At 60.8% G+C, this 24,844-nt stretch carries 29 protein-coding genes; 8 read left to right on the forward strand and 21 right to left on the reverse strand.

The annotated features are described in order from the left end of the window. Positions 1-26: 26 nt before the first annotated feature. Genes L0976_RS09135 through L0976_RS09145 form a run of 3 tightly spaced genes read left to right on the forward strand, consistent with a single transcriptional unit; the run spans position 27 to position 1,711 of the window. Positions 27-620, forward strand: a complete 594-nt coding sequence (locus L0976_RS09135; RefSeq protein ID WP_234187010.1) for a cupin domain-containing protein — start codon at positions 27-29, stop codon at positions 618-620. Then, positions 617-1,186, forward strand: a complete 570-nt coding sequence (locus L0976_RS09140) for a YbhB/YbcL family Raf kinase inhibitor-like protein (RefSeq protein ID WP_234187011.1) — start codon at positions 617-619, stop codon at positions 1,184-1,186. Before L0976_RS09135 ends, L0976_RS09140 begins: the two co-directional genes overlap by 4 nt. Positions 1,187-1,198: 12 nt before the next feature. After that, complete coding sequence (locus L0976_RS09145) at positions 1,199-1,711, forward strand: GNAT family N-acetyltransferase (protein ID WP_234187012.1); 513 nt, start codon at positions 1,199-1,201, stop codon at positions 1,709-1,711. A gap of 84 nt (positions 1,712-1,795) precedes the next feature. Here the strand turns inward: L0976_RS09145 and L0976_RS09150 are convergent, their stop codons facing one another. Genes L0976_RS09150 through L0976_RS09160 form a run of 3 tightly spaced genes read right to left on the reverse strand, consistent with a single transcriptional unit; the run spans position 1,796 to position 4,438 of the window. Beyond that, a complete protein-coding gene (locus L0976_RS09150; protein ID WP_139974513.1) occupies positions 1,796-2,965 on the reverse strand; it encodes an MFS transporter in 1,170 nt (389 codons plus the stop codon). Beyond that, positions 2,952-3,512, reverse strand: coding sequence for a hypothetical protein (locus tag L0976_RS09155; RefSeq protein ID WP_234187013.1), 561 nt, complete (start codon positions 3,510-3,512; stop codon positions 2,952-2,954). The genes L0976_RS09150 and L0976_RS09155 overlap by 14 nt, the downstream gene beginning before the upstream one ends. Beyond that, entirely contained in the window at positions 3,512-4,438 is a 927-nt protein-coding gene (locus tag L0976_RS09160) for a LysR substrate-binding domain-containing protein (protein ID WP_234187014.1), read from the reverse strand. Before L0976_RS09160 ends, L0976_RS09155 begins: the two co-directional genes overlap by 1 nt. A gap of 161 nt (positions 4,439-4,599) precedes the next feature. Between L0976_RS09160 and L0976_RS09165 the strand changes: the two genes are divergently transcribed. Next, positions 4,600-5,499, forward strand: a complete 900-nt coding sequence (locus L0976_RS09165; RefSeq protein ID WP_234187015.1) for a branched-chain amino acid transaminase — start codon at positions 4,600-4,602, stop codon at positions 5,497-5,499. 192 nt (positions 5,500-5,691) lie between these two features. After that, positions 5,692-7,044, forward strand: a complete 1,353-nt coding sequence (locus L0976_RS09170; protein ID WP_255695861.1) for a PLP-dependent aminotransferase family protein — start codon at positions 5,692-5,694, stop codon at positions 7,042-7,044. On the opposite strand, the gene L0976_RS28750 is transcribed toward L0976_RS09170, so the two are convergent. The 11 genes from L0976_RS28750 to L0976_RS09225 all read right to left on the reverse strand — a co-directional run bounded on the left by L0976_RS28750 (position 6,983) and on the right by L0976_RS09225 (position 14,564). Next, entirely contained in the window at positions 6,983-7,849 is an 867-nt protein-coding gene (locus L0976_RS28750) for a DMT family transporter (RefSeq protein WP_370643612.1), read from the reverse strand. The two genes, L0976_RS09170 and L0976_RS28750, sit on opposite strands and share 62 nt — an antisense overlap. A 1-nt stretch (position 7,850) precedes the next feature. Then, positions 7,851-8,588: a sulfite exporter TauE/SafE family protein gene (locus tag L0976_RS09180; RefSeq protein ID WP_234187018.1), complete on the reverse strand. Its 738-nt coding sequence runs from the start codon at positions 8,586-8,588 to the stop codon at positions 7,851-7,853. A 12-nt stretch (positions 8,589-8,600) separates the two neighbouring features. After that, on the reverse strand, positions 8,601-9,251 hold the full coding sequence (locus L0976_RS09185; protein ID WP_234187019.1) for a LysE family translocator: 651 nt from the start codon (positions 9,249-9,251) through the stop codon (positions 8,601-8,603). A gap of 1 nt (position 9,252) precedes the next feature. After that, positions 9,253-9,792, reverse strand: coding sequence for an alpha/beta hydrolase (locus L0976_RS09190; protein ID WP_234187020.1), 540 nt, complete (start codon positions 9,790-9,792; stop codon positions 9,253-9,255). A 12-nt stretch (positions 9,793-9,804) separates the two neighbouring features. Further along, positions 9,805-10,011, reverse strand: coding sequence for a DUF1737 domain-containing protein (locus tag L0976_RS09195; RefSeq protein ID WP_234187071.1), 207 nt, complete (start codon positions 10,009-10,011; stop codon positions 9,805-9,807). 441 nt (positions 10,012-10,452) lie between these two features. Beyond that, on the reverse strand, positions 10,453-10,782 hold the full coding sequence (locus tag L0976_RS09200; protein WP_234187021.1) for a hypothetical protein: 330 nt from the start codon (positions 10,780-10,782) through the stop codon (positions 10,453-10,455). A gap of 39 nt (positions 10,783-10,821) precedes the next feature. Further along, positions 10,822-11,292: a hypothetical protein gene (locus L0976_RS09205; RefSeq protein WP_234187022.1), complete on the reverse strand. Its 471-nt coding sequence runs from the start codon at positions 11,290-11,292 to the stop codon at positions 10,822-10,824. A gap of 72 nt (positions 11,293-11,364) precedes the next feature. Then, positions 11,365-12,258, reverse strand: a complete 894-nt coding sequence (locus tag L0976_RS09210) for a hypothetical protein (RefSeq protein ID WP_234187023.1) — start codon at positions 12,256-12,258, stop codon at positions 11,365-11,367. 88 nt (positions 12,259-12,346) lie between these two features. Then, a complete protein-coding gene (gene pdxY / locus L0976_RS09215) occupies positions 12,347-13,192 on the reverse strand; it encodes a pyridoxal kinase (RefSeq protein ID WP_234187024.1) in 846 nt (281 codons plus the stop codon). Continuing rightward, positions 13,189-13,869: an MOSC domain-containing protein gene (locus L0976_RS09220; protein ID WP_234187025.1), complete on the reverse strand. Its 681-nt coding sequence runs from the start codon at positions 13,867-13,869 to the stop codon at positions 13,189-13,191. Before L0976_RS09220 ends, pdxY begins: the two co-directional genes overlap by 4 nt. Next, positions 13,866-14,564 carry a glutamine amidotransferase gene (locus L0976_RS09225; RefSeq protein WP_234187072.1) on the reverse strand — a complete coding sequence of 233 codons (699 nt, stop codon included), beginning with the start codon at positions 14,562-14,564 and terminating at the stop codon, positions 13,866-13,868. The genes L0976_RS09220 and L0976_RS09225 overlap by 4 nt, the downstream gene beginning before the upstream one ends. Before the next feature lie 88 nt (positions 14,565-14,652). Here L0976_RS09225 and L0976_RS09230 point away from each other — a divergent pair, with 88 nt between their 5' ends. Further along, positions 14,653-16,068 carry a PLP-dependent aminotransferase family protein gene (locus tag L0976_RS09230; protein ID WP_234187026.1) on the forward strand — a complete coding sequence of 472 codons (1,416 nt, stop codon included), beginning with the start codon at positions 14,653-14,655 and terminating at the stop codon, positions 16,066-16,068. Between the two features lies 1 nt (position 16,069). Here the strand turns inward: L0976_RS09230 and bioB are convergent, their stop codons facing one another. The 3 genes from bioB to L0976_RS09245 all read right to left on the reverse strand — a co-directional run bounded on the left by bioB (position 16,070) and on the right by L0976_RS09245 (position 18,364). Next, positions 16,070-17,059 carry a biotin synthase BioB gene (bioB, locus tag L0976_RS09235; protein ID WP_234187027.1) on the reverse strand — a complete coding sequence of 330 codons (990 nt, stop codon included), beginning with the start codon at positions 17,057-17,059 and terminating at the stop codon, positions 16,070-16,072. Continuing rightward, positions 17,056-17,613: a biotin transporter BioY gene (locus L0976_RS09240; protein WP_234187028.1), complete on the reverse strand. Its 558-nt coding sequence runs from the start codon at positions 17,611-17,613 to the stop codon at positions 17,056-17,058. Before L0976_RS09240 ends, bioB begins: the two co-directional genes overlap by 4 nt. Before the next feature lie 82 nt (positions 17,614-17,695). Further along, positions 17,696-18,364 carry a GntR family transcriptional regulator gene (locus L0976_RS09245; protein ID WP_234187029.1) on the reverse strand — a complete coding sequence of 223 codons (669 nt, stop codon included), beginning with the start codon at positions 18,362-18,364 and terminating at the stop codon, positions 17,696-17,698. Between the two features lie 503 nt (positions 18,365-18,867). Between L0976_RS09245 and L0976_RS09250 the strand changes: the two genes are divergently transcribed. Further along, positions 18,868-20,100 (forward strand): MFS transporter, encoded by a 1,233-nt coding sequence (locus L0976_RS09250; RefSeq protein WP_234187030.1) that lies wholly within the window; start codon positions 18,868-18,870, stop codon positions 20,098-20,100. 204 nt (positions 20,101-20,304) lie between these two features. Further along, positions 20,305-20,580 (forward strand): AlpA family transcriptional regulator, encoded by a 276-nt coding sequence (locus tag L0976_RS09255; RefSeq protein WP_234187031.1) that lies wholly within the window; start codon positions 20,305-20,307, stop codon positions 20,578-20,580. On the opposite strand, the gene L0976_RS09260 is transcribed toward L0976_RS09255, so the two are convergent. From L0976_RS09260 to L0976_RS09275, 4 genes are all read right to left on the reverse strand, one after another. After that, positions 20,546-21,802: a site-specific integrase gene (locus tag L0976_RS09260; RefSeq protein WP_234187032.1), complete on the reverse strand. Its 1,257-nt coding sequence runs from the start codon at positions 21,800-21,802 to the stop codon at positions 20,546-20,548. The genes L0976_RS09255 and L0976_RS09260 overlap by 35 nt on opposite strands. Positions 21,803-22,096: 294 nt before the next feature. Continuing rightward, positions 22,097-23,659: a glutamine-hydrolyzing GMP synthase gene (gene guaA / locus L0976_RS09265; protein ID WP_234187033.1), complete on the reverse strand. Its 1,563-nt coding sequence runs from the start codon at positions 23,657-23,659 to the stop codon at positions 22,097-22,099. A 54-nt stretch (positions 23,660-23,713) separates the two neighbouring features. Beyond that, positions 23,714-24,358: a 5'-methylthioadenosine/S-adenosylhomocysteine nucleosidase gene (locus L0976_RS09270; RefSeq protein WP_234187034.1), complete on the reverse strand. Its 645-nt coding sequence runs from the start codon at positions 24,356-24,358 to the stop codon at positions 23,714-23,716. Next, positions 24,355-24,804, reverse strand: a complete 450-nt coding sequence (locus L0976_RS09275; RefSeq protein ID WP_203317260.1) for a PaaI family thioesterase — start codon at positions 24,802-24,804, stop codon at positions 24,355-24,357. The genes L0976_RS09270 and L0976_RS09275 overlap by 4 nt, the downstream gene beginning before the upstream one ends. Positions 24,805-24,844: the final 40 nt, after the last annotated feature.

The raw sequence follows: 24,844 nt of genomic DNA on the forward strand, positions 1-24,844 counted from the left end.
TTCTTCGCCCGGATGGAGATTGTCGAATGAGCATCCCTCCATATGGCGTGAGAAGCGCTCATTTGTTTTCGTTATCGATTGCAGGCTCATTTGGCGAAAAGCTTGAAATCAGCCAGGGAAAGTCGATGCATCCAATCGTTCGCCTTCGAGAACTGCCGCTTCGGACACAATCGCATGGTGGAGCCTATGAAGCGCACATGGCTGCCGTCGCGGCACCGTTTGGCGCTAAGCGACTTGGCGCTCGCTACGTTGAAATTCCCCCGGGCAAAAAGGCTTGGCCCTTTCATTGTCACCACGCGAATGACGAGCTCTTTGTCATTCTGGCCGGGGCCGGCGTGCTGCGATATGGCGAGGAAGAACACGACGTAAGCGCTGGTGATGTCGTCGTTTGCCCCGCCGGTGGCGTTGAAACAGCTCATCAACTGCGGGCAGCAGGCTCCGAACCGCTGCGTTACCTAGCGGTCAGCACAATGAATGAGCCCGACGTCCTGGAATATCCCGATAGTGGCAAGGTGGCGGTTTTCGCGGGCTCCGCGCCGGGTGGTGAAAAAGCAGCCCGAAGCCTGGAACTAACCGTGAAGAAAAATGCTGCTGTCGGATATTGGGAGGGGGAGGAATGAAGCGGAGTCAGAACAAGAGAAGTGCACTTTTCGCCATACCTGCGAGTTGGATGCAGACACTTCTCATTGCGGCCGCTTTGTTGCCGACATCAGCGCTCGCAATGGAAATGACGAGTTCGTCCTTCGAGAATGGAGGAATAATACCTCTGCGCCATGCGCTTAACAGTTTGGGTTGCGAAGGGCAGAATATTTCTCCTGCTTTGCAATGGCGTGACGCTCCTCCAGAAACGAAGAGCTTCGCTGTCACAATGTTCGATCCGGACGCGCCTACAGAAAGCGGTTGGTGGCACTGGATTCTCGTAAACATCCCCGCGGATGTCACCAGCTTGCCGGAGCGATCCCAACCCAGAGAAGCGCTCTCGACAAACACCGACTTTGGCATCTCCGGGTATCGTGGCCCATGCCCACCAGTTGGTGCCCAGCCGCATCGTTACGTGGTTACGGTGTATGCGCTTGATGTCAGCACACTGCCATTGGCGGTTACCTCTTCTGGCGCAATGGCCAGTTACATGATCAATAGCCACGTGCTCGCGAAAGCAAGCATTGCCGGTTATTTTGGACGCTGAGACAATAACCGTTTGAAAAAGGCTGAAGACAGACCGGTGGCGGACTCGCAAGGCGCAACGGCAGGACGTCTGGTCATTCGCCAGCTTTCCAGCCAAGACACGGCGCATCTGGCGCCGCTCCTTAACGCTTATCGCGCAGAGATGTACCCCGCCTCAGAGACAGAGAACCTCCGTCAGGACGCTGCCACCGCCTTGCTGTCGAGCCAGACGGCCGAGGTGATAGGCGGTTTCCTGGACGGCAAACTGTCGGCATTCGCCGTTTTCTTCGATCTGCCGGAAGCAATTTCAAACGGACGCGCCGGACAGCTCGACGACCTCTACGTGGCTGCTGGCGCTCGCGGCCAGCGTCTGGCGCAAGAAATGGTCCAGGCGGTAGCATTGATCGGCAGAGCGCGCGGTTGGGTTCATCTGAGATGGCTTGTGCCAGAGGACAATGCAGCTGCGCTTCGGACCTATGAGCGCTTTGCCAAAGCAGCATCTTGGAAAAGCTACGTGTTGTGGTTGGGCGATGGCGGCTCTTGGTGAGGCAGAGCATCCTCAATCTCCTAGTCACCAGGTTTGCGAGCATCCACCTCATCGGGGCCGTTCGTTTTCACCCCTGCTGAAGGGTCATGATCTTCGCGACAGATAGAACGCCATGGCGGCCGAACTTGCGCCGAAAACACATGTGCCGGTCCAACCCCAGGCGGCATACGCAGCGCCTCCAACGCCGGCGCCGACCGCCCCCCCAGCGAGCATGGTCGCCATGAACACCGTGTTAAGCCGGCTGCGGGCGGTCGGGTCGAGTGCATAGACACGCGTCTGGTTCGCAACCTGCGAGGACTGTACGGCAAGGTCCATAACTAGGATACCGGTTACCAAGCTGATGAGGGAACCTTGCCAAAGCCCGAAGACGATGAAAGCGAGCGTGACGAGGCCAGCGCCAACTGACACGACGACGGCGGGTCCGCGTCGATCCGTAAAGCCCCCGGCAACTGGCGCGGCAAGCGCTCCGCAGACTCCGACAAGCGCCAGAAGGCCAACCGCCGTGCCACCAAGCTGATAAGGCGGTTCGGATAGTAACAGCGCGAGATTCGACCAGAAGCCGATAAAGGCTGCGAAAATCAGGAATTGCACTGCGACTGCTTGTCGGAGAACACCATGCGTTCGGAGAAGCGTCCATAAGGAACCAAGCAGCCGCAGATAGCTCAAGTCAGTTGTTGGCGGCACACGAGGCAGCCAGAGCGCAAGTGCCACCCCAATTACCGTCATCATTGCCGCCGAGAACCAGAATACGAAAGGCCAACCCCAAAGGTCCGAGATTGTGCCACTCACCGTGCGGGCAAGCAGGATGCCGATCAATATGCCGCCCGTCACTTTGCCAAGAATGCGTCCACGCTCGGAAGGTGGGGCAAGATGCACAGCGAGTGGAACAATCTGCTGCGTGACGGTGGTGAATAATCCGACAGCGAGACTGGCGACCGCCAGCCACACAAAACTTGGAGACAAGGCCGCACCAATCAACGCCATCACCAACACAACGAAAGTACGGAGAATGAGAGATTTGCGCTCCAGCCGGTCTCCGAGTGGGGCGAGAAGCAACACGCCGAAGGCATTACCTGCCTGGGTGAGAACCGGCACGATGGCAGCAGTGCCCGCGGCCAGCCCAAAATCTGCCGTCAGATGACCGAGGAATGCCTGATTATAGTAACTGTTGGCGACGGTCGCACCCGCGCTGACCGCGAGAAGGCGGACCAGTGCAGCGGACAAATGTTCAGATAGGGAGCTATTCGGTTTCATAGCAGCCGCTGGCCCGGATGTACTCGATCAGGGTGCGTTCCAGATTTCTGCCCCCAAGTGTAGCAATGTTCGGCATGACAATACGCCGGGTGGTTTTATGTCTGTCTTTACAGAAGGAAGTGATTGGCTGGCGGTTTGGATCAGACCGGAACTCAGCTTTCCGATAGTCCACATTGACGAGGAGAGGTCCTGACCACAGCAGCATTGGTGTTGAAACATCGACGTCTTTCCAGGGTATGGGCTTACCGCCAAAATACCGTCCGACAATAAGTCCGCTGGCCGTGAAAACATACATTGGACCACGGCTCCGGCGGTACCTGAACACCCCGAACAGGGACATCAGCGTCCCTGTCATAAAAAAAGCCGCTGGGATCGCCGCCATCGCAAACTCTGAAAGACAGCCGGCTTTGAAAACGGCGATGGGCATGCTCACAGCACCTAGTAGGAACGGCAGCGTAAAGAAAAGAAGCAGCGCCGCCCGCCAATAGGACAAATAGACCGGAAAATCTGGAAGATGCGTAGCTTTGGCAGGTTTTTCCGGTGCCATTATCTTGTCTCTCGGTCCGCAGGCAGGCATGTCTTTGCGGCCTCTGCCAGCATCCAGGTCCTGACATTCCTGATGCGGCGGTCGCGCTCAAGGGCCGGCGGGTAGCAAAGATAGTAGCCAGCATTTGCCGGAACCTGGTGCGGCATGATTGGGCTGAGCCTTGCTGCGGCTATGTCGCAGGCCGCAATTTCGATGCCCGCAAAGGTTATTCCTGCGCCGTCAATCGCAGCCTTTAGACCAAGGCTCGAAGAGTCGACGACTGTGACTGCCGCAGGTCGGGTCGGGCCGCCCGGTAGCGTCTCGTTCCACCGCTGGAAGTCCGCGCGCCGATGCTGGGACAGAAACAGGTTGGTTTGCGAGATGGCTTGGCGAATATCGATTTCGTCATTTGTTTGCCAGTCATCCGGACGGCCAAGCAACGTCACATTTTCGTCGAACAGGCGCTCGGAGAGAACACCGGCCCATTGCCCAGAACCATGGCGCACAGCAGCATCTGCAACGCCGGCGCCAAGATCGACGGCGGTTTGGGTCGTAGAGATCAAAAGTTCGAAGCCGGACCTCGCAAATGGATAGGATGCCATCCGTGGCGACAGCCAATGAACCGCGAACGTCGGCAGCATGGACAGGCGCAAAGGACCAAGCTTCCGCTCCTGCTTCACTGTCGCAACGGCCTGAATGATCCGCGTGAAGCCGACGGTGAGATCCGGAGACAACAGTCGTCCGGTCTCGGTCAGTTCAAGGCGCGGTCCGACGCGGCGCATCAACTCTACCCCGAGCAGATCCTCGAGGATCCTGAGTTGATGACTGACGGCGGAGGGCGTCACGCCGATTTCTTCGGCCGCATCCTTGATCGACATGTGGCGTGCGGCGGCCTCGAAAGCGCGCAGGGCATTCAGCGGCACGGATAATCGCATCGTTTCGGTCATGCCGCGCCCGCTCTCGTATTTCCCGTCCTCGCCGGATGCCGCCGTTCTCCTCCTGCACTTGGCGTCCAACAACGAAATCTCAGCTTTCTCTGAGGATTGCTCACTCGCCAGGCACGGATGTTGAGTGACAATGGGATGTCTTTCAAAAGGGCCAAATTGCTATGAGTGACGTGCTTGCCTTCAATGATCGCGATGGCCTGATCTGGCTCGATGGAGCACTCGTTCCCTGGAACGAAGCCCGGCTCCATGTCATGACCCATTCGCTGCATGTCGGCGGGGCCGTGTTCGAAGGAATTCGGGCCTATGACGGATGTATATTTCTGTCCAACGCGCATTTCTCCCGCTTCCAGCGTTCTGCCGAGATCGTCGGGTACACGCTTCCCTATTCTAGCCTTGAGCTCGTCAAAGCATGTGAAGCCGTTCTCTGGGCGAACGAATTGAAGGATGCTTATATCCGTCCCATTGCCTGGCGCGGCAGCCAGAGCGTGACGGTGGCCGCCCGCAACGCCACTATCCACGTTGCGATTGCCGCCTGGGATTGGCCGACGCCGGCCGCCGAGGGAAGGAGCAAGACGGGTATTCGCCTTCAGCTCTCCTCCTGGAGGCGGCCGCGTGCCGATACGGCGCCGACGGCCTCCAAATGCTCCGGCCTTTATATGATCGGCACGCTCGCGCGGCATGCCGCAAATGATGAGGGTTTCGACGATGCCCTGTTGCTCGACGTCGACGGAGATGTTGCCGAAACGACCGCGACGAACATCATACTGGTCGAAGGTCGCAAGCTCGTGTCCCCGGCAGCAGACTGTTTTCTCGACAGCATCACCAAACGCCATGTCTTCGCTCTCGCGCAGAGGGCTGGCCTGGAACTCGAGGAGCGAAAAGTCTCGCTGGAGGAGTTGTGCGCGGCAGATGAAGTCTTCGTTGTCGGTACTTCGATCGAGATCCAGCCCGTCGTCGAACTCAAGGGGCCAGCGATTGGAGCCCAATGGAGCGTTGGCCCTCTTACCCAAAGCCTCATCGACAACTTTCAGAACTCGGTTCGCCAACAATGTCCCGCATAGGCGGACACCCTTGCCAAAAGGGCCGGGTTTCGATGCGTTCTCCATGTCGTTCTTCTCGGAGCAAAAGATTTTTCGTGATAGCCAATACTATTTGATGTTACACTTCCCGTAAAATACAAAAGCGTAACATGACACTATCGGGCTACTCACATGCGTCTACAATCACCCTGGCAACCTCGCCTTACTGGTGACATGGACTCTCCATGCGATCGGCTCGTCGCCGCCGTGTCGGAGGACATCGCAGCCGGGCGATTGGAGGTTGGAGACAGGCTTCCGGCCCACCGCGATCTTGCCTGGCGTCTCGGCATCGGCCTTGGCACGGTGACGAAGGCCTACGGAATCCTGGAGCGGCGCGGCCTGCTGCGCTCGGTCAAGGGACGGGGCACGTTCGTGGCCGTTACCGAAGCCCGCAGAGGCGACGTCATTGATCTTTCGCGCAACGCGCCGCCCGCCGTCATCAGCGAGAGGCTTCTGTCCCGATCTCTCAACGCGATCGCCAGGCGTATCGACGCGGATGTTTTCAATACCTATCCGCCCGTAACCGGGCATCAGAGGTTCCGCCAAGAAATGGCGCGCTGGTTTCGCCGTCTCGGTCTGGACGCCGACCCTGCCTGCCTGCTTCTGACCAATGGTGCGCAGCACGCGCTGTCCGTCAGCCTCTCCACGCTCTGTGGTCCCGGCGGTACGCTCTATGTGGAGGATCAGACCTATCCCGGTGTGATCAACGTTGCGCGCCATCTTGGCGTCAAGCTCACTTCAATTGCTATGGATGACGAAGGCATGCTGCCGGATCAGCTTGAACGGGAGCTCGCGACAAGTCGCGGCAGCAACGCGGCAGTCTATCTCACGCCGACGATGCAGAACCCGACCACGAGTTCGATGAGCAAAGCGAGAAGGAGCGCGATCGCGCTAATCTGCCGCAAGTCAGGCATCATCGTGATCGAGGACGACGTTTATGCCCTCGCGCCCGACCCGGACTATCCGCCGATCGCGAGCCTTGCGCCTGAGCATGTCTTTTATATCAACAGCCTTTCGAAGACCCTCAACCCGGCTTTGCGGATTGGCGGTCTCGTGGTTCCGCCGGCATGGCTGGACCGCGCGGAAACCGCGATGCATGCCAGCGGGCTGATGATCAGTCCGCTGAGTTGCTCGGTCATGGAACAATGGCTTCTCGATGGAACGGCCGATGCCATCAGCACGGCTATACAGGAAGAAGCCATTCGCCGCCGTGCGATGGCAACGGACTTGTTGGGGCAAGCTGTACGCCAACCTGTCCATGTCGGTTATCATCTGTGGGTTCCGCTAGGCCATTCCCATGCCGGGGCACTCGAGACTGCGGCGAAGGCCTTGGGCATTCTGGTTACGCCGCCGTCTTCAACCTCCGCAAACGGCATTAGCTCCGGAATCCGTCTTTGTATCGGTGCGCCATCCTCTGAAGATCTTGAGCAGGCGCTTCCCGCGATCAGGCGCATAGTCGATCGCTTCAGGATCGAGACCGGAGCAGGGACGGCCAGAAATACCAGACCACTGCTGCCACTACGATAAGACCACCTGCGATCGCCGATTTCCCCGGATCTTCGGCGAAGGCCAACCAAACCCAAAGCGGACCGAGAACCACATCCAGAAGTGCGATCAAAGCCGACTCCGACGAAGCGACATGGCGTCCACCTGCAAGAAATAACAGGAATGCGAGCGCGGTCGTGAGAAAGGCCAGCATGAATATCAATCCGAGCGCACCGCCCCCCGGAAGCTGGCCGGATGAGAATGGGAATGCCGCGATCGCACACAACGCTGCCCCCGCAGCATTCACGTGAATGAGATTCAGGGCTCGATTACGGCGTGTGACGATGAGAAGCGCGCCAAAGCTCAGCGTCATTGCGAAGGCCAGCAAGTTACCCTTGATATCGCTCGCCGCCAGTGCCGTGCCTGCAACGAACACGATCCCGATCATAGATACCGTGCTCGCCATCAACAGGCGTCGCGAGGCCGCTTCCCGACCGACCGCGAAGGCCAATGCGGCTGTCACGAAGGGAAGTGTCGCGTAGATGATCAAAACGTTTGCGACCGTCGTCATCGTGAGTGCGGCGACATAGCAGAACATTGCGGTGGCGGAGAAGCAGGCGGCCAGGCAGAAGCGCCAGTCGAAACGCACCGCTTCCGCCGACCTTGCGATGGCGATGGCAACAAGGCAAAGGCAGGCGAAGAGAGAACGCCACAGGATCAGATCCCAAAGCCCAAGATCAATTGCGCGTACGAACAGGCCAGCAAGGCTCCAGAGCACGGTTCCTGCGCCAACCAGTATCAGACCGTAGACGCGCCGCTCCCCACTCTGTTCCTCTGACCGCCGCATCTCAGAAATAGAACCAGGTCAGGCCAAACCCGACGGCAATGACAATGCCGCGCAGGATGGTAGGATTGATCCAGCGAGCGAAGCGCGCACCGAGATAGCCGCCCGCAATAGCGCCTACCAGAACCGCGAATGCAGGCCCCCAGGCTATGATCCCTGTGGCAATGAAAACCGCGACCGCGAGACTCGAGACGATTGTTGCCAGTGCATTTTTTACCGCGTTGGCCTCGTTCACGTCGCTAAGCCCGATCAACGTCAGAACAGCCATGAGCAGGATACCGAGGCCCGCACCGAAATATCCGCCATAGATTGCGACGAGCAGATCTGTCGCAAAGATGACTGGCCTCGGCAGCATTCCGGGGCGGTCCCTTCTTATCCAGGAGCGTAGCCTAGGGCCGAGTGCGAACAGGATCGTCGCGACAAGCAAAAGCCATGGTATAAGCTGGCGGAATATTGCATTCCCAGTGATCGAAAGAAGTACCGCGCCGATAAGGGAACCGAGAACGAAAGCAGGCGCACTGGACTTCAATCGCCCTGCATTCCGGCGCAATTCCTCCCGATAACCGAACAGGCTGGTCGCATGTCCAGGCCAGATCGAAATCGCACTTGTGGCATTGGCGACAATCGGAGGAACGCCAGCCGCAAGGAGCGCCGGAAAAGTAAAGAAAGTGCCGCCCCCGGCGACTGCATTGCAGGTTCCGCCAACAAGACCGGCGGCGACCAAAAGGGCCGTGGTATTCATCTCCATACCTGATCAACCCCGCTCTTCGAAAGCCAGCCGGACACCGAAGGCAATCAGGACCGAGCCAGTTACTCCATCGACGCCACGTTTGAATAACGAACTATGGAAAATGCGCGTGAATGGCCGCGTCGCCGCCGTGATGGCCCCGAACCAGATGAGCCCCATGAGCGCATGAATGGCCGCCAGGGCCATGCTGAACATGACAACAGGGACATCCTGCGGAATGAACTGCGGCAGGAAGCTCACGTAAAACACGCCGACTTTCGGATTGAGAAGATTGGTCATCAGACCGCGCCAGAACCAGTTGGCACTTTTATTGGCCGATTCGCCTGCCTGCACGCTGTGAAGCGCCCCTTCCTTCTCGACCGTTCTACGGATTGCGCTCCGAATCATCCGCGCGCCCAGCCAGATGATGTAGCCAGCGCCGAGATATTGAAGAAGCCGGTAGCCGACTTCCGATACGGTGAGAACGGCTCCGAGACCCGCCGAAGCCAACAGTCCCCACGCCAGAACACCTGTTACGACCCCGGCGCCAGCCTGCATGGCCTGTTTGCCGCCCTCAACAGTGGCAGTGCGCAAGACCATGGCCGTGTCCAGCCCAGGCGTAATTGTCAAAAGAGCGGCGGCGATCGAAAAGGCGGCAGCGGCGGAAAAGGCATCCATGTCAGGACCTCAGGCCAGCGCAGAATGCACCGAAGAGCATCCGCCCCTGGTCCCAGATACCGAGGCCGCTTGCGCCGTTGATATGACCGCACGGGCCGATCTCGACGAAACCGGCGCCCCATTCCTCGGCGCGTTCTTTCACATAGTCAGGGGTGGCATAAGGGTCGTTGGCGCTTGCGACGATGAGGGTCGGAAACGGCAGGCGATGGCGTGGCGGGTTTGCGAAGCTGGCCGCTGCTGCCGGGAATGCAGCGGAAGCGGGATCAGGGACTGCGACCAGAAAAGCACCCATAACCCGGCCCGCGACCGTCTCTGCCGCGTGCGCGACGAGCAGGCAGGCCAGACTATGCGCGACGAGAACAGGCGGCGATGGCAACCTCTCGATTTGCCGTTCCAGCGCATCTTGCCAGTCTGCAAGTTCGGGCTTGTCCCAGTCGGAAGGATGGAACCGGGTAAAGCAAGGGTCTGACGCCTCCCAATGCGTTTGCCAGTGGGTTTCACCGGAACCGCCGATACCTGGCAGTGTGATGAATGAGGTCATTCTGTCGCCCTTCTATTGTTGGGAAAGATCCATCGAAGGCTCGTAACTGCGGTCAGGAACATCCTTCGTGATCGCCTGCCCGCAAATCACGGCCTGACGCACGCCGTCGTAGGTCAGGACCGGGCTCTCATGCAGGCTCCAGCCCAGGTTGAGGGCCTCAGTGATGCGGTGACAGAAGGCAGCGTCATCGACGCCGGTCAGCAGACGATAAGCTCTCATCGTGAGGATCCCCAGTTTCCTGCTCGAAATCATAAGCATCTTCGGGAAGCGCTAAACTGAAGTCATCTCAGCCGATCCGCAGTATTTCTCATTTCGCCATTTCTTGGACCGGCGAGCAGTGCGTAGTACGCAAGGGACATGAACGAGATATCCGACGGCTCCGTAAGGGTTAAGGCGCTACGCCTTTTGGAAGAGGATCCGCTCCTTGCCGCTTCCCTACGGGATTGGCCGGAGGCGGTAGGCGCTCTTGGTTGGCGATGGGAGACATTCGTCGGCGAGGAGCTCATCAATCCATTTTGCGGCAGCCCGACAGATCATGAACTCGACGCCTGCACACGGCGCCTGTTACGATTCGGTCGCCTGAGTTTTCTTTCCTCGGACGCCGAGCCATTCCGCTCGGCCGGCCACCAATTGCTGGAGACTGGTAGTCGACCCGATTTATTAGGCCGTATGCGCAAGCTGCTGCTCAAAGAGCGGCTTTGGCTTGTCACGGCGGATCATGAAGTTGCGATGAGAGAGGCCTATTTTGCCTACGGACGATGGGACTTCGGGCACCAGCCAATGCTGGTGATGGACAGGGGCACCAGACCCGCCCCAGATGAAGCTGATTTCCTTGTGGGTCTCCTCGCGGGCGACGAACGAAGGTTGCGGAGAAGGCCGCGCGGCATGCTCGCCTGGGTCGCGCCCTTGGCGGATGGCGTCGGCATCTTCGTTGTTCCGGCCCGATCGGGGAATCGAACCCGTCTTGCGCAGGATTTCATGGCGGATCACGACACGTGGGGAACGTCTTTCCCACGACCGGACAAAAGTTCAGCGATCAAGCAGGTCGCTCGCCCGAGCCGACAGGGGGCACCCCTTCTCTGCAAGCCGCTTGATCGCGTCGCGTGCGATATCCCTGTTGCCCGTGTTGCCGACGAAGCTCGACAGAGAATCCGAAAATTCCAGCACGATATTGGCCGTCCCGACAGTTTGTCGGTAGTCCACACGGGAAACCACGTCATAGATTTTCCTGCGCCGCCTGATTACACGGCACTCAATATGGTCGGCGTGCAAAATAAGCGTCGGCTTCAGGTCGCTCGATGACCAGCAAATCCAGGGTACGCCCCGCCAGCCCGAAAATGCGGCGACCAACGGAATGTTCGCGACCTCTCCTGCGGTCTCGATCCTGCTGTGCCTCACCGCCGACAGGCGGCTCTTGATGTAGAGAAATATCGTCAGCCAGCCGACACCGATAAGCAAGACGATGGCGAAAATGAAAATGGTGGCTTCCGCTTTGCTCATCCGCGCGGGCCTGCCGTTTTGAGCCTTGGGGGAGACGCGCATTTTAAGGGACGCATCTTCCAGCCGATCATCTTAATAATCGTAGTTTTCATATTCGCGGGTACTCAGTTCATCGTCCGGAATGAATTCTTCTTCATCGAGCGTGAACGCAACCCAAGTCCGCATATGGAGTGTGAACAGCGGCTCGTCTACGGCCCTGGCAAGGGCAAGAGCGGCGCTGCGGGCCTCTCCGATCGACCAACCCGTACTGTTGAGGGTCAACCAGGCTTCCTTTAGACGACCGCCTTTAAGGTACTCTCCGAAAACCTGGTTCAGCGGCGCATTCGCGACAAGCCAAGGCGGCAGTTGAGATGCCCCATTTCTCAGCCTCGAGCGCCCGTGCTCACTGAGCTCGAAATAAGCGACATCATTTGTATTCTCGTCAGATAAACCGGACAGGCTGATCGCCGACGGCGCAGCCCGTCGTTCGCCGATGCCAATGGGCGCGCGTCCAGTATACGCGGCGAGTTTGTCCAGCTTTTCCGGATCATCACCGAATTCAATTGTGTGTGCGTCTATTTCAGCAAATTGACGACCCGAAATCCCGGCCGCCTTACTAAATGACGCTATTTCTTCCGTCTCATCGTCCCCATCCGTGTAAACGAGCGCCCGGACCAACAGCCAGTTCGCAAATTGCTCATCATCAAGAGCGATCTCATCCAGCAGGAATTGGTCCTCCGGGCCTGCGCAGACATAGCGTCGGATATCGTCCGGCTCGTCACAGAACCAGCGCATCCAGATCCCTTCATATTCCGGTAAGCTACCATTCGAGGTGATGGGAATAAGAGCGGGCGGGCAGCCATAGTATTCGGCAGGCTGACCGATCAGAAAGGTTTCTTTTAGGTATGAACCGAGCCGGTACTGCCGGAGCCACAATGGGGCGCTCAATTTCTGAAGGAGTACGTCATATCGATCGAGCATGAGCATCCACTTTTTACGAAACCCTCAGTTCGATATTGCTAATTCACCTCAGTGAACACTGAAGTCTTCTCAGTTCAGATGAAATAACCCTCATTCACAAATCGAGCGTCAGAAGAGCGCGACGGAACTCCTGTTCGCTGAGCACCACTTCGCTGGCGCCGAGGGCACAGGCGTGGTCCAACGCGCGCGATGTGAGGCGCTGCGCTGCTTCGACGCTCTGCGTCAACGGCAATCCGCGCGCGAGCCCCGCGACGATCAGCCCGGCGAACAGATCGCCGGTTCCGGGAAGTGCGACCGGCAGGTGCTCCACAGGATGACGGCTTGCGCCGGCGGCTCCAAGCACGACGCTTTCAATGTGGCCGGCGGGCGTATCTTCGAGCGCGCAGCCCGTAGCGATCAGATGGGCTTCCGGCGCGATGTGGAGAAAGGCTCGTGCGGCTTTGAGGTCCGCCATGGTCGCGATCGGCTGTCCGGTCAACCAGCTCAGTTCGAACGGGTTCGGCGTGGCGATGTCGGCCATCGGCAGCAGACGGTCGCGCATGACGTCGGCGATCGCCTCCGGTACATAGAGGCCGCGGCCCGTGTCGCCCATCACGGGGTCGCAGACATACGTGAGGCGCGGATTGATGGCCTTGGCCTCGGCCACGAAATCCGCGACCATCAGCGCTACGTCGAGCGAACCGATATAGCCGGTCAGGATGAAATCCGCGCGTTCCGGCAGGCCGCGCTCGCGTACGCCCTGCAACAGGTCCGAGAAGAATTCCGGCGGCAGTGCCCGGCCACGCAACGTCGGATAGTCGGGCGTGTTGGAGAAGATGACCGTCGGGATCGCCGCCACCTCCAGCCCAGCCGCGAGCATCGGAAACACGGCCGCGGAATTGCCGACATGGCCGAACACGACCTGACTCTGGATCGATATCACGAAGGGAGGAAAGGTCATGCAGTGCCGTCCAGTCTCTTGCGCCAATCCTCCACCCGACCGCTCTCGAGCCGCCGCACCGCATATTTCCGCCAGCCTTCGGCCAGCACGTCGAGGGCTGCGATGCCCTTCAGTTCGTCCAGGTTCAGCCGGTCGACATAAAGCGCATGCCAGAGCCGTTGGAGCGTCCAGTCCGGCGCGATGCGATCCACCAGTTCAAGCCGGTCTCCCGTCTTAACGAGTCCGTCTTCCAGCACGCGATAATACCAGCCTGTGCGGCCGCTCTGCTGCACGCGACGGGCCATGTCAGGCACCTCGAAGCGATGATTGAGTTTCCAGCATGGCTGCCGCCCCTGCGAGACCTGCAGGAGCGCTGTGCCCAGCCGGAAAACATCTCCCACTGCGACGGTGTTTTCGGTCGGGCCCAATGCCGAAATGTTCTCGCCAAATCCGCCGGGAGCGGCAAGCGCCGGCAGATCGCCGAGTTCTTCACGCCAGAGCGGATAATGATCCAACGGGTAATGGTGCACGGCCTTTTCGACGCCGCCATGCACCCGTCGGTCGGCCTGCTCGTCGCCTTCGAACCCTTCAGGGCCGAGCCGAAGCGGCCCCGTCACCGGCGTCTTCATGATGCCGCTTTGCGTGTCGCTTCCCGGCAGCGGTCTGGCGCGCCCGGCCAGAAGGGTGATCACGGTCATGCGGCCAAGCCCTGCAGCCATGCCCGCAACATGGATTGGCCGGCATGCCTCAGCGCCGGGCCATGCGCGAGGGCGTCGCGGCGCAGGCTGGCCGGATCGATGCCGGCCTCAGCCAGTTCCACGCTGTGGCCGATGAGCCAGCGCTCGAAGGCGGGCAGTTCGCCTGCTTCGGGGTGGAATTGCAGCGCCAGAACAGTTGCTCCCATGGCAAAGGCCTGCGTCGCTGAGGCCGCAGTTCCTGCGAGACTGTCCGCTCCATCCGGGATATCGAAGGCTTCGCCGTGCCAGTGGAGAACGGGCACATCCCGAAGGTAACGAAGCGGGCTGTTGATGCCGGCATCTGTCAGCGTCAGGGCGGAAAAGCCGATTTCCTTGCGCGGCATCGGGGCGACCTTCGCGCCGAACGCCGCGGCCATGAGCTGCGCGCCAAGGCAGATGCCGAGCGTCGGGCGGCGGGCGGCCAGACGCGGGGCCAGCCAGTCGCGCTCTGTCTTCATGCAGGGATAGGCTTGCGTGTCATTCACCCCGATCGGGCCGCCGAGCACCACCACGAGATCGGGGCCGAGCGAATCCGGCAAGGCATCGATGCCAGCTTCGGCATGGATGAGCCGGTAGCCTTCTTCCTCAAGCACCGGGCCAAAGCTGCCAAGGTCCTCGAAAGCGAGATGGCGCAGGATCAGGGCGGATTTCGACATGGGGACCTCTTGCGTTTTGCCATGTGTCTCGCGAATATCCGGCCTGAACAAAAGTGCCAGTTTCGTAAATTTGGATAGGCCGGTTGTCATGGCATCGGAACCGCTTGCGCTGGATATCGAGAAGGAGCCTTCCGGCCCGCTGTTTCTGGCGATTGCCGACGCGATCACCCGCGACATCATGCGTGGCCGCCTGAAGCCCGGGGCCCGTCTGCCCGGGACGCGGGCCCTGGCGCGCGAGCTCGGCGTTCACCGCAATACGGTCGATGCCGCCTATCAGGAGCTCATGACGCAGGGCTGGCTCCATGCCGAACCCGCGCGCGGCACATTCGTCGCAGAGGATCTGCCCGAAAGCATGGCGGAGCCGGTTTCCGTGTCCGTGCCCCGAGAGCCCGCAACCGTCCGCCCGCATCTCGCCTTCAGCGACGGCGCTCCCGATCCCAGGCTGGTGCCGGACAAGGCGCTGGCGCGCGCCTTCCGCCGGGCCTTGCTGTCTCCGGCCTTCCGCGGCGGCGCGGATTATGGCGATGCCAGAGGCACTCCGGTCCTGCGTCACGCGCTGTCGTCCTACCTTGCCACGGACCGGGGCGTGGTCGCCGATCCGGCGCGACTGCTGATCACGCGCGGCAGCCAGATGGCGCTGTTCCTGGCGGCCAGGGCGGCGGTGAAGGCCGGTCAGGCGATTGCCGTGGAAGAACCCGGCTATCCGCTGGCCTGGGAGGCCTTCCGGGCCGCTGGTGTTGCCGTGCTTGGCATTCCCGTCGATGCGGGCGGGCTGTCGGTCGCGGCGCTTGAGGCGGCGATTGAACGCGATCCACGCATCGCGGCGGTCTATGTCACGCCCCATCACCAGTATCCGACCACGGTCACCATGGGCGCGGCGCGGCGGCTGCAGCTTCTGGACGCCGTCGAGCGTCACGGCATCACGCTGATCGAGGATGACTACGACCACGAGTACCGCTTCGAAGGGCGCCCGGTCCTGCCGCTTGCGGCCCGGGCCCCGGCAGGCCTGCCGCTGATCTATGTGGGCTCGCTCTCCAAACTGCTCTCGCCCGGTATTCGCCTCGGCTATGCCATGGCCCCGGAGCCGTTGCTTACCCGCATGGCGACCGACCGTGCGGCCATCGACCGGCAGGGCGACGCGCCGCTCGAGGCCGCGCTGGCGGACCTGATCCGCGACGGCGATCTCGGCCGCCATGCGCGGAAGGCCCGTCGCATCTATCGGGCCCGGCGCGATGTCCTGGCGTCGGCGCTGTCGGCGCATCTGGGCGGGCGGATCCTGTTCGACAGTCCTGCGGGCGGGCTGGCGCTGTGGCTGCACTGCGAGAATGTCTCCGCCGACACCTGGGCGGAGCGGGCGGGCTCGGCCGGGCTTGCGCTGCTGCCCGGAACGCGTTTCGCCCTTGATCACGCCGCGCCGCAAGCCCTTCGTCTCGGCTATGCGGCGCTGGACGAGGGGCAGATTGCCCGGGCGGTGGATATCCTCGCCCGAAGCCTGCCCGATTGAGCTACTCGGCCGCCATAGCGGAGCCTTGCGGCCTGGCGGGCGCCACATGCATGCCGAGCCGCTGCAACAGGGCGTGGTCCTTCCAGGCCGCGGGGTTGCCGGTCGTCAGCAACTGATCGCCGATGAAGATCGAATTCGCGCCGGCAAGGAAGCAGAGCGCCTGCAATTCATCGCTCATCCCCGTGCGGCCGGCGGAAAGCCGCACCACGGAGGCCGGCATCAGGATGCGGGCGAGCGCCACGAGACGGACGAGCGCGAATGGATCAACCGGCCTTGCGGTCTCCTGCACCGGCACGCCCTCGACCGGGTTCCACAGGTTGAGTGGCACGCTGTCGGGATGGGCTGGCAGGGTCGCGAGCGTCACCAGCATGGCGATGCGATCCTCTTCCGTCTCGCCCATGCCGACGATCCCGCCGCAACAGACCCTGATGCCACCCTTGCGAACATGCTCGACCGTCTCCAGCCGGTCCGCCATCGTCCGCGTGGTGGCGATCTCGCGGTAATAGTCCGGCGAGGTATCGATATTGTGGTTGTAGAAATCGAGCCCGGCCGCCTTCAGCCGCGCCACCTGATCCGGTTTCAGCATGCCGAGCGTCATGCAGGTTTCGAGCCCGAGTTCAGAGACTCCCTGCACCATGGCGCAGAGCGTGTCCATGTCGCGGTCCTTGGGGCTGCGCCAGGCAGCCCCCATGCAGAAGCGCTGCGCGCCCGCATCCCTCGCGCGCCGGGCAGCTTCCAGCACATCGTCGGTCGCCATCAGCTTCGTCGCCTTCACTCCGGTCTTGTGGTGGGCCGATTGCGAGCAGTAGCCGCAATCCTCGGGGCAGCCGCCGGTCTTGATGCTCAAGAGGCTCGCCGTCTCGATCGCGGTCGGGTCGAAATGGGCCCGATGCAGGGTCTGCGCCCGGTGGATCAGGCCCGCAAAGGGCTGGGCATGGATCGCCCGCGCCTCGTCGATGGTCCAGTCGGTTCTGATCTTGGCGCCGGTCATGCCACGCGACCCTTGAGGCGGCCGAGGCCGGTGATCAGGGAGACCGCCAGCGCGATCTTGATCAGGTCGCCGAGGATGAACGGGGCGAGGCCGGCGGCGATCAGGCCGGAGGCCGGCACGAACAATGCGAGCCATGCCAGGCCGAAGGCATAGACCACGGCGAGACCGGCGAGCATCGCCAGCGCCAGCCGCATCGGGCCATTGCCTTCGGCCAGCCTGCCGATCACGAGGGTCGAGAGCAGGTAGCCGATGAGATAGCCGCCGGTCGGCCCCGCCATGTAGGCAAGCCCGATCCCGCGCGCCGGCGATCCGGAAAACACCGGCAGGCCCATCGCCCCGGCGGCAAGATAGGCGGCCATGGCTGCAAAGCCGAGACGGGGACCGAGCGCCGCTGCCAGAAAGAACACCGCGAGCGTGTGCAGTGTCATCGGCACGGGCCAGAACGGGATCTGCACCTTGGCGCCGATCGTGATCAGTGCCGCGCCGAAGAGCGTGAGGGCGACACCGCGCCAGAGCGATGCCGGGCGGGTCAGGGAGGGGGTGAGCAAGGCCATGAGGCGGTTCTCCGAGGATAGGTTTCGACGCTATCTATAATTCCGGAGACATCTTCATGCGTTCAATACAGATTATAGATAATCAGCCAGGAATCTCATAAGTCTCTCTGAGATCTGCATTTTTTGATGTCGGCTTGCGCTTGCCGATCCAGCCGACATGGCGTGCCAGGGTCGAACAGGCAAATTCGGTCTGGCCCTTCCGCAGGGCATCGAGGATGGCACGGTGGTCGTGGTCGGTGCGTGCCTCCCAGTCGCTGCGCCATGCCGCGAACAGGAAGCGCGCGCTCGCCGCCTGCAGGTCGTCGATTGTATGCAACAGGCGCGGCATGTAGCACGGCGCCAGGATCAGATGATGAAATCTGCGGTTCGCGGCTTCCCAGTCCCGGACATTGCCTGCGCGATCGCCATGGCGGGTAACCTCTTCTGCCTCATCCAGAATTGCCCTCGTCAGGTTTGGCGCGGCGTGGCGTAGGGCTAGCGATTCGAGGCTCGCCCGCATCTCGGCGACCTCGCGCAATTCGGCGATATCGAACTCGGTGACGCGGAACCCGCGCCAAGGCTCGCTCTCCGCCAGCCCCTGCTTTTGCAGCGCGCGAAAGGCCTCGCGCACCGGTACGTGGCTGGCGCTGAACTCCGCCGCGACATGATCCTGCCGCAACCGCGCGCCGGGCCGTATTGCGCCAGATATGATCCGATCCGCGAGAATACGCGCGATCCGGTCGGAAATGGTCTCGTCTGTCTCTTTGGTCATAGATTATAGATAATCGATGTCACATATGAAGTCGACGTTAGTAGCTCGAATTGGACCTAGGGTACGGCGAGCGACGAACTGGCTTCGGTTTGTTGAGGCGCAAGCATTCGACCGTGATCATCGGCCGCGCTATCGGGCACCTTTATGTGCTCTATCCCAACACCAGCGGCTAAAGTCGCCCATTCTGGCGGCAAGCAACCCCAAGAGAAGGCCAGGTCCCGATCACTGTTCCGACCTCAGCACGTTGACAGCAGCACTAAGGTCGATTTATACGATGACTTGTATCGGAACGCGGATCAGCGTGGACAGCTAATTTCAAGCTGCTTTTCGTCGATATACTCACAAACATTCTGAGCCGATCCAGATAGGATATTGATCCATCTGGCCTTGTCGCGAGATCCCTCGCTCGACCCCTCCCGCCGTCAATTCATCCCGCCCAAACGCGATCGCGATCGCGAAGACGTATTTTTGTCTGAAACAGCTTCAAAGAGAGCAAGAGACCAATGGTAAGGACATCAGAAAAGACGTCGGAGACGTCCAACCAGGACAGACCCTTTCTCGCTATCCTAGCCTTGGCGGTTTTTTTCGTCGGCGCAAGCGAGTTCATGCTTTCGGCGATGCTTGGACCGCTAGCTGAAGCATTCCGCACGTCTCCGGCTCGTGCCTCGTGGCTAATCTCCGGCTACGCCTTCACTTACGCTTTGGCGGCTCCTATTCTGGGATATCTTTCAGACCGTATCGACCGTGTTCGTTTCCTACTCTTTGCTCTTCTGGCCTTTGCTATCGATGGAATAGGAATTGCATTTTCGCCGACTATCGAAATTGCAATGGTTCTTAGAGTCTTCGGTGGGCTAGCGTCTGCTGTAATCATTCCAACGGCGTTCGCCCTGGTTTCCGAAATCGTCCCCAGGGAAAGGCAGGCTGGTGCGATGGGCCTCGTCATGCTTGGAATGACGTTCGGCATTGCGCTGGGTCCAGCCCTCGCAGGCGTGCTCACCGAATGGGCTGGTTGGCGACTGCCTTTTCTCACGAGCGCAAGCGGATGCGTGTTGGCGTTCATTATCGGCTCCAGAACGACCCCCGGTAATTATTCACCCTCATTCGCCAGAACTGCAGTGCATTTTCATTGGATGAAGAAATGGAATGTAATGCGACCGCTGATAGCCAAGGGCGCCTGGAATGGGACAGGCGTGGCCGCTTTCCTACTCTCGGGGGAGATGCTCAAGCAACGCTACAACTTGAACACGGCCGAAATTGGCGTCACGGTTACCGCGTTTGGTTTCGGTTTGGGCATCGGAAATCTTTCTGCAGGCTGGATACGCCGCATGTGCGGCAGAGAAGAAATATCACTCATCGCGATAACTGCATTACTTGCGCTGTCGATCGCAGCCTTCACCACAGTCGCTCTCCCTTTCATCGGGGCCGTAACTTGCCTAGTCCTATGGGGATTTGCACTCGGCGCCGGCGCGCCAAGCAGCACAACGATATTGGCAGAGCGATCTGGGTATAGCAAAGGCATGGTACTTGCTTTTGCTGAAACGCTAAATAACGTGACAATTTTTGCAGTCCTCCCCGCAGCAATACGTTCAATCGATCGCGGCGACAATATTTCCCTCATATTGGTGTTGGGTACGGGGCTTGTTGTTGGAATAATTCTGACGTTGATTGATGGCTTCCTTTCGCGACCGGTCTCTGCCGAGCAATCAAAGCCCCTCGACCTTTCGGGAACGAATTGATTGAACGTCATACGATCGAGAAGACGGCTGGGAACGTGACAGGCGGGCTGCATAGCTGCGTGGACGGTTATGGGAGGCGTTTCTTCCAAGACCAATCCGATTTGCACGACATAGCGCGATATTACCGCACAAGCGCCTGCAAGGACTTTTCACATTCAGCTTCTATCGCTTTCTATGGTTCTCATGATGATCAGAGGACATAGAATGAACACTCCAAATTTTCGTCGAACGATTCGGCGCCAGCAGCTACGTGAAATGGTCCCTTTGGCTGACAGCACCATTTATGAAATGGAGCAACGTGGCGAGTTTCCATGCCGGTTTGCGCTCTCTCCGCGTTGCGTCGTTTGGGACTTGGCTGAAGTCGAAGCTTGGCTAATGGCAAAGCGGGCGGCACCGATCCGGCGCGCCCAACACCCCGATGTCACCAGGCGTAAAACCCGCCCCGTCAAAGGGCAGGATCAAGCTCCATCAGGGGCATAGCTCGCGGCAAAAGCGTGGGAGCGTACTTCCGGCCATCGATCCAGGCATCCACAGTATCCGCCCACTGCTGCATCATATGCCGGCGCTGCACTTCATACTCAGCCTTGTTGTAAACGCCGCGCGATGAGCGCCCGTCCTCGTGCGCCAAGCACTTTTCTATCCAATCGCTGTTAAAGCCCAATTCGTTTAGCAGCGTCGACCCGGTGCGCCGCAGATCGTGCACGGTGAACGGCTCCAGCGGCAACCCCTCCTTCTTGGCCTGTGCGACGACAGCGTAGGTGATACGGTTAAAGGTCGCGCGGGACATGGGAGCATCAGCATCGTACCGGGACGGCAAAAGATATCGGGAGTTGCCGGAGCAGGTCTTGAGCGCGATCATGATATCCAACGTCTGTCGGCACAGGTAGACGTTGTGCGGCTTCGACCGCTTCATGCGTTCCTTTGGTATCGTCCAGACAGCGTTGTCGAAATCGATCTCGTCCCACACCGCGTCCTGCAGCTCGCTCTTTCGGACCATGGTCAGGAGGAAGAGCTTCATACCGAGGCGGATCGTTGGCAGCGTCGCGACATGCTCGAGTTGCTTGAACATGATGCGGATCTCGGCGGGCGACAATGCGCGGTCTTTCGGCGTAAAGGTGGCGATTGAAGCCGGACCGACGTCATCGGCCGGATTGACGACCTTCTCGCCGTGCAGAATGGCATAGCTGTAGATCTGCTTCAGGATATCCCGCACATGGATGGCCGTTGCAGGCGCGCCTCGTTCGACGATCTTGCCGCAATGGGCACGCAGGTCATCAGGCGTGATCTCCGTCAGAAGACGATTGCGCCAGACGGGCATCAGTTCGCGCTCGAAGATGGAGCGACGCATCGCGCGCGTACTGTCGGCCATGGTTGCGTTCGTCAGCCACTTCTCTCCGAACTGACCGAAGCTCTTTGCTTCCTTGATCCGGCGTTTCTCCCGCTGCTTCTCGATGGCGGGGGACCGCCCCTCGGCAATCGCCCGGCGCGCATCGATGCATAGCTCTCGAGCCCTGGCGAGCGATATCCCGTCACGGGCATACCTACCGAGATAGACGGTCTCTCGCCTGCCGTTCAGCCGATAGTCGAGCCTGAACGAGATGGCACCCGACGGCGCGACGCGCACATACATGCCGTCACGATCGGATACCTTGTACATTTTGGCTTTTGGTCTCAAACACTTAAGTGCTGCATCGGTCAACATTTCGGGCCTCCTAACGGAAAAGTACCGTCACGCGGTTTTTGGAGGCCGTCAGCGTCGAAAACACTTTTAATTCAGCGTCTTAGACCAAGAAAAGTACCGTCACGAGCCTCATTGCTCCTGACGGTACTTTCGTTTTTCCGTTTGATCAATGGGGGCGAGGCCCGTCAGCGAGGCTGCCAAACGCGATCTATGCCCACCGATAGATGTCGATAGGCATAGAAGGAATTTATTTTTATTTTCAGTCAGTTAGATCGCATTTCAGCGCGAAATAGGCGGCGTTCGGATGGGTCTGAATCATTCCCACTCGATCGTGCCCGGCGGCTTCGACGTCACGTCGTAGACGACGCGGTTGATACCGCGGACCTCGTTGATGATGCGGGTGGCGGCGCGGCCGAGGAAGTTCATGTCGTAGTGGTAGAAGTCGGCGGTCATGCCGTCGACGGAGGTGACGGCGCGCAGCGCGCAGACGAATTCGTAGGTGCGTCCGTCGCCCATGACGCCGACGGTCTGGACGGGAAGCAGCACGGCGAAGGCCTGCCAGATCTTGTCGTAGAGGCCTGCCTTGCGGATCTCGTCGAGATAGATCGCGTCGGCCTCGCGCAGGATCTCCAGCTTGTCGCGGGTGATGCCGCCCGGGCAGCGGATGGCGAGGCCCGGTCCCGGGAAGGGATGGCGGCCGATGAACGAGTCGGGCAGGCCGAGCTCGCGGCCGAGCACGCGCACCTCGTCCTTGAACAGCTCGCGCAGCGGCTCGACGAGCTTCATGTTCATGCGCTCGGGCAGGCCCCCGACATTGTGGTGCGACTTGATCGTCACCGAGGGGCCGCCGGTGAAGGAGACGCTTTCGATGACGTCGGGGTAGAGCGTGCCCTGGGCGAGGAATTCCGCGCCGCCGAGCTTTTTCGCCTCTTCCTCGAAGACCTCGATGAAAAGGCGGCCGATGATCTTGCGCTTGGTCTCCGGGTCGGAGACGCCTTCCAGCTCGCCTACGAAGCGGTCGACGGCGTCGACATGGATAAGATGCAGGTTGTAGTGCTCGCGGAACATGGCGACGACGTCGGCCGCCTCGTTCTTGCGCATCAGGCCGTGGTCGACGAGGATGCAGGTGAGCTGCGCGCCGACCGCCTCATGGATGAGGAGGGCCGCGACGGAACTGTCGACGCCGCCCGAAAGGGCGCAGATGACGCGCTTGTCGCCGACCTGCTCGCGGATCGCTTCCACCGCGCGGGCGCGGTAGGCGGACATCGACCAGTCGCCCTTGATGCCGGCGATCTTGTGCACGAAGTTGGAGAGCAGCTTGGCGCCGTCCGGCGTGTGCACCACTTCCGGGTGGAACATGGTCGTGTAGTAGCGCTTCGCCTCGTTGACGCAGATGGCGAAGGGGGCGTTTTCCGAAACGCCGATGATCTCGAAACCTTCAGGGGCGACGGTGACGCGGTCGCCGTGGCTCATCCAGACCGGATATTTCTTGCCGACGTCCCAGAAGCCTTCGAAGAGCGGGCTTTCCTTGAGGATCTCCACGTCGGCGCGGCCGAATTCGCGGGCATGGCCGCCCTCGACGGTGCCGCCGAGCTGGGTGGCGAGCGTCTGCTGGCCGTAGCAGATGCCGAGGATCGGCAGGCCGGAATCGAAGACGATCTGCGGTGCGCGCGGGCTGCCCTGGTCGAGAACGGAAGCGGGACCGCCGGAGAAGATGACCGCCTTCGGCTTCATGCGGTGGAAGGCTTCTTCCGCCGACTGGAAGGGGATGATCTCGCAATAGACGCCTGCTTCGCGCACGCGCCGCCCGATGAGCTGGGTCACCTGGCTGCCGAAATCGATGATGAGAACGCTGTCGGGATGGGCTGTCTGGGTCATGGCGAGCCTTTAAAGAATATCCTTGCGGCGTGCAACGGGGAAAAAGCCGGATTCTCAGCCTTTGAGCACGAGCGTTCCGTCGGCGGCAGCGGTTTCCAGCCTGTCGACGGCGGCGGCGAGCCTTTCGTCGATCACGTGAAGGTATTCCGTCCAGTCGCCGATATGGGTGAGCTCGGCCTTGCCGTCGGAAATGCCGCGAAGCGCGACGAGCCGGACGCCGAAGGCCTGGCAGGCGCGCAGCTCCGCATAGGTCTCCATCTCCACCATGTCGGCGTCGATGGCGGCATAGGCGGCGCCGGAAACCACGTTGGCGCCCGTCGAAAGCCGGGCTTCCGGCAGGCCCGGCACATGCACGGTCAGCGGCACCTCCGCCGGCAGGTCGAGGAAGGGCGTCGCGCCGCGGGTGAAGCCGATCGGCGAGGCATCCATGTCACGGTAGGAGACGGAGGTGGCCTGATAGACGCCGGTCTGCTCCAGCACCGCCGAGCCGGCCGAGCCGAGCGAGACGACGAGGTCGGGCAGGTTCCCCTCCGCCTCCAGGTGGCAGAGGGCGAGCGTCAGCTGCACGGCGGCCTCGACGGGTCCGACGCCCGTCATCAGCGGCGTCATGCGGGCCGCAAGATGCGGGCCGTATTCGGCGTCGACGGCCATGACATAAAGGATGCGGTAGCGGCCGGCGGTCTTGACGACGAAGCTCATTCGGCGACGTCCTCCCGCCCGCGCACGACCATCATCGTGGCCGTCATGGAGGCGATCAGCTTGGCCGGGCCGTCCGAGATGGCATAGCCGCGCCCGTCGGCGACGATGATGTTGCTGCCGGGCTTGGTGACCTCGCCGCGGAACAGGAAGCGCTCGCCCCGCCCCGGCGACAGGAGATTGACCTTGAACTCGATGGTGAGCACCGAGGCGTCCGCGTCGATCACGGAATAGGCGGCATAGCCGCAGGCCGTGTCGAGCGCGGCGGAAATGACGCCGGCATGCAGGAAGCCGTGCTGCTGCGTCAGCTTCTCGTCGAAGGGCAGCTCGATCTCCACCGTGCCGTGGGAAACGCGGGTCAGCTCGGCGCCGATCAGCCGCATTGCGGCCTGCCGTTCGAAACTCCTGGCGATGCGATCGGCAAAGCCCGACGGGGGAAAGCTTGTCATGGTGCACACATGTCTGCCGGCACGCCGGCCTTGAAGAAGT

The sequence above is a fragment of the Shinella sp. NM-101 genome (assembly GCF_021401195.1).
GTDB lineage: Bacteria > Pseudomonadota > Alphaproteobacteria > Rhizobiales > Rhizobiaceae > Shinella.

Bases quoted from the DNA above. Each gene is read 5' to 3' on its own strand.
- L0976_RS09135 (WP_234187010.1), top strand. From the start codon at position 27: ATGAGCATCCCTCCATATGGCGTGAGAAGCGCTCATTTGTTTTCGTTA.
- L0976_RS09140 (WP_234187011.1), top strand. From the start codon at position 617: ATGAAGCGGAGTCAGAACAAGAGAAGTGCACTTTTCGCCATACCTGCG.
- L0976_RS09150 (WP_139974513.1), bottom strand. From the start codon at position 2,965: ATGAAACCGAATAGCTCCCTATCTGAACATTTGTCCGCTGCACTGGTC.
- L0976_RS09155 (WP_234187013.1), bottom strand. From the start codon at position 3,512: ATGGCACCGGAAAAACCTGCCAAAGCTACGCATCTTCCAGATTTTCCG.
- L0976_RS09160 (WP_234187014.1), bottom strand. From the start codon at position 4,438: ATGACCGAAACGATGCGATTATCCGTGCCGCTGAATGCCCTGCGCGCT.
- L0976_RS09165 (WP_234187015.1), top strand. From the start codon at position 4,600: ATGAGTGACGTGCTTGCCTTCAATGATCGCGATGGCCTGATCTGGCTC.
- L0976_RS09170 (WP_255695861.1), top strand. From the start codon at position 5,692: ATGGACTCTCCATGCGATCGGCTCGTCGCCGCCGTGTCGGAGGACATC.
- L0976_RS28750 (WP_370643612.1), bottom strand. From the start codon at position 7,849: ATGCGGCGGTCAGAGGAACAGAGTGGGGAGCGGCGCGTCTACGGTCTG.
- L0976_RS09180 (WP_234187018.1), bottom strand. From the start codon at position 8,588: ATGAATACCACGGCCCTTTTGGTCGCCGCCGGTCTTGTTGGCGGAACC.
- L0976_RS09185 (WP_234187019.1), bottom strand. From the start codon at position 9,251: ATGGATGCCTTTTCCGCCGCTGCCGCCTTTTCGATCGCCGCCGCTCTT.
- L0976_RS09190 (WP_234187020.1), bottom strand. From the start codon at position 9,792: ATGACCTCATTCATCACACTGCCAGGTATCGGCGGTTCCGGTGAAACC.
- L0976_RS09195 (WP_234187071.1), bottom strand. From the start codon at position 10,011: ATGAGAGCTTATCGTCTGCTGACCGGCGTCGATGACGCTGCCTTCTGT.
- L0976_RS09205 (WP_234187022.1), bottom strand. From the start codon at position 11,292: ATGAGCAAAGCGGAAGCCACCATTTTCATTTTCGCCATCGTCTTGCTT.
- L0976_RS09210 (WP_234187023.1), bottom strand. From the start codon at position 12,258: ATGCTCATGCTCGATCGATATGACGTACTCCTTCAGAAATTGAGCGCC.
- pdxY (WP_234187024.1), bottom strand. From the start codon at position 13,192: ATGACCTTTCCTCCCTTCGTGATATCGATCCAGAGTCAGGTCGTGTTC.
- L0976_RS09220 (WP_234187025.1), bottom strand. From the start codon at position 13,869: ATGACCGTGATCACCCTTCTGGCCGGGCGCGCCAGACCGCTGCCGGGA.
- L0976_RS09225 (WP_234187072.1), bottom strand. From the start codon at position 14,564: ATGTCGAAATCCGCCCTGATCCTGCGCCATCTCGCTTTCGAGGACCTT.
- L0976_RS09230 (WP_234187026.1), top strand. From the start codon at position 14,653: ATGGCATCGGAACCGCTTGCGCTGGATATCGAGAAGGAGCCTTCCGGC.
- bioB (WP_234187027.1), bottom strand. From the start codon at position 17,059: ATGACCGGCGCCAAGATCAGAACCGACTGGACCATCGACGAGGCGCGG.
- L0976_RS09240 (WP_234187028.1), bottom strand. From the start codon at position 17,613: ATGGCCTTGCTCACCCCCTCCCTGACCCGCCCGGCATCGCTCTGGCGC.
- L0976_RS09245 (WP_234187029.1), bottom strand. From the start codon at position 18,364: ATGACCAAAGAGACAGACGAGACCATTTCCGACCGGATCGCGCGTATT.
- L0976_RS09250 (WP_234187030.1), top strand. From the start codon at position 18,868: ATGGTAAGGACATCAGAAAAGACGTCGGAGACGTCCAACCAGGACAGA.
- L0976_RS09255 (WP_234187031.1), top strand. From the start codon at position 20,305: ATGAACACTCCAAATTTTCGTCGAACGATTCGGCGCCAGCAGCTACGT.
- L0976_RS09260 (WP_234187032.1), bottom strand. From the start codon at position 21,802: ATGTTGACCGATGCAGCACTTAAGTGTTTGAGACCAAAAGCCAAAATG.
- guaA (WP_234187033.1), bottom strand. From the start codon at position 23,659: ATGACCCAGACAGCCCATCCCGACAGCGTTCTCATCATCGATTTCGGC.
- L0976_RS09270 (WP_234187034.1), bottom strand. From the start codon at position 24,358: ATGAGCTTCGTCGTCAAGACCGCCGGCCGCTACCGCATCCTTTATGTC.
- L0976_RS09275 (WP_203317260.1), bottom strand. From the start codon at position 24,804: ATGACAAGCTTTCCCCCGTCGGGCTTTGCCGATCGCATCGCCAGGAGT.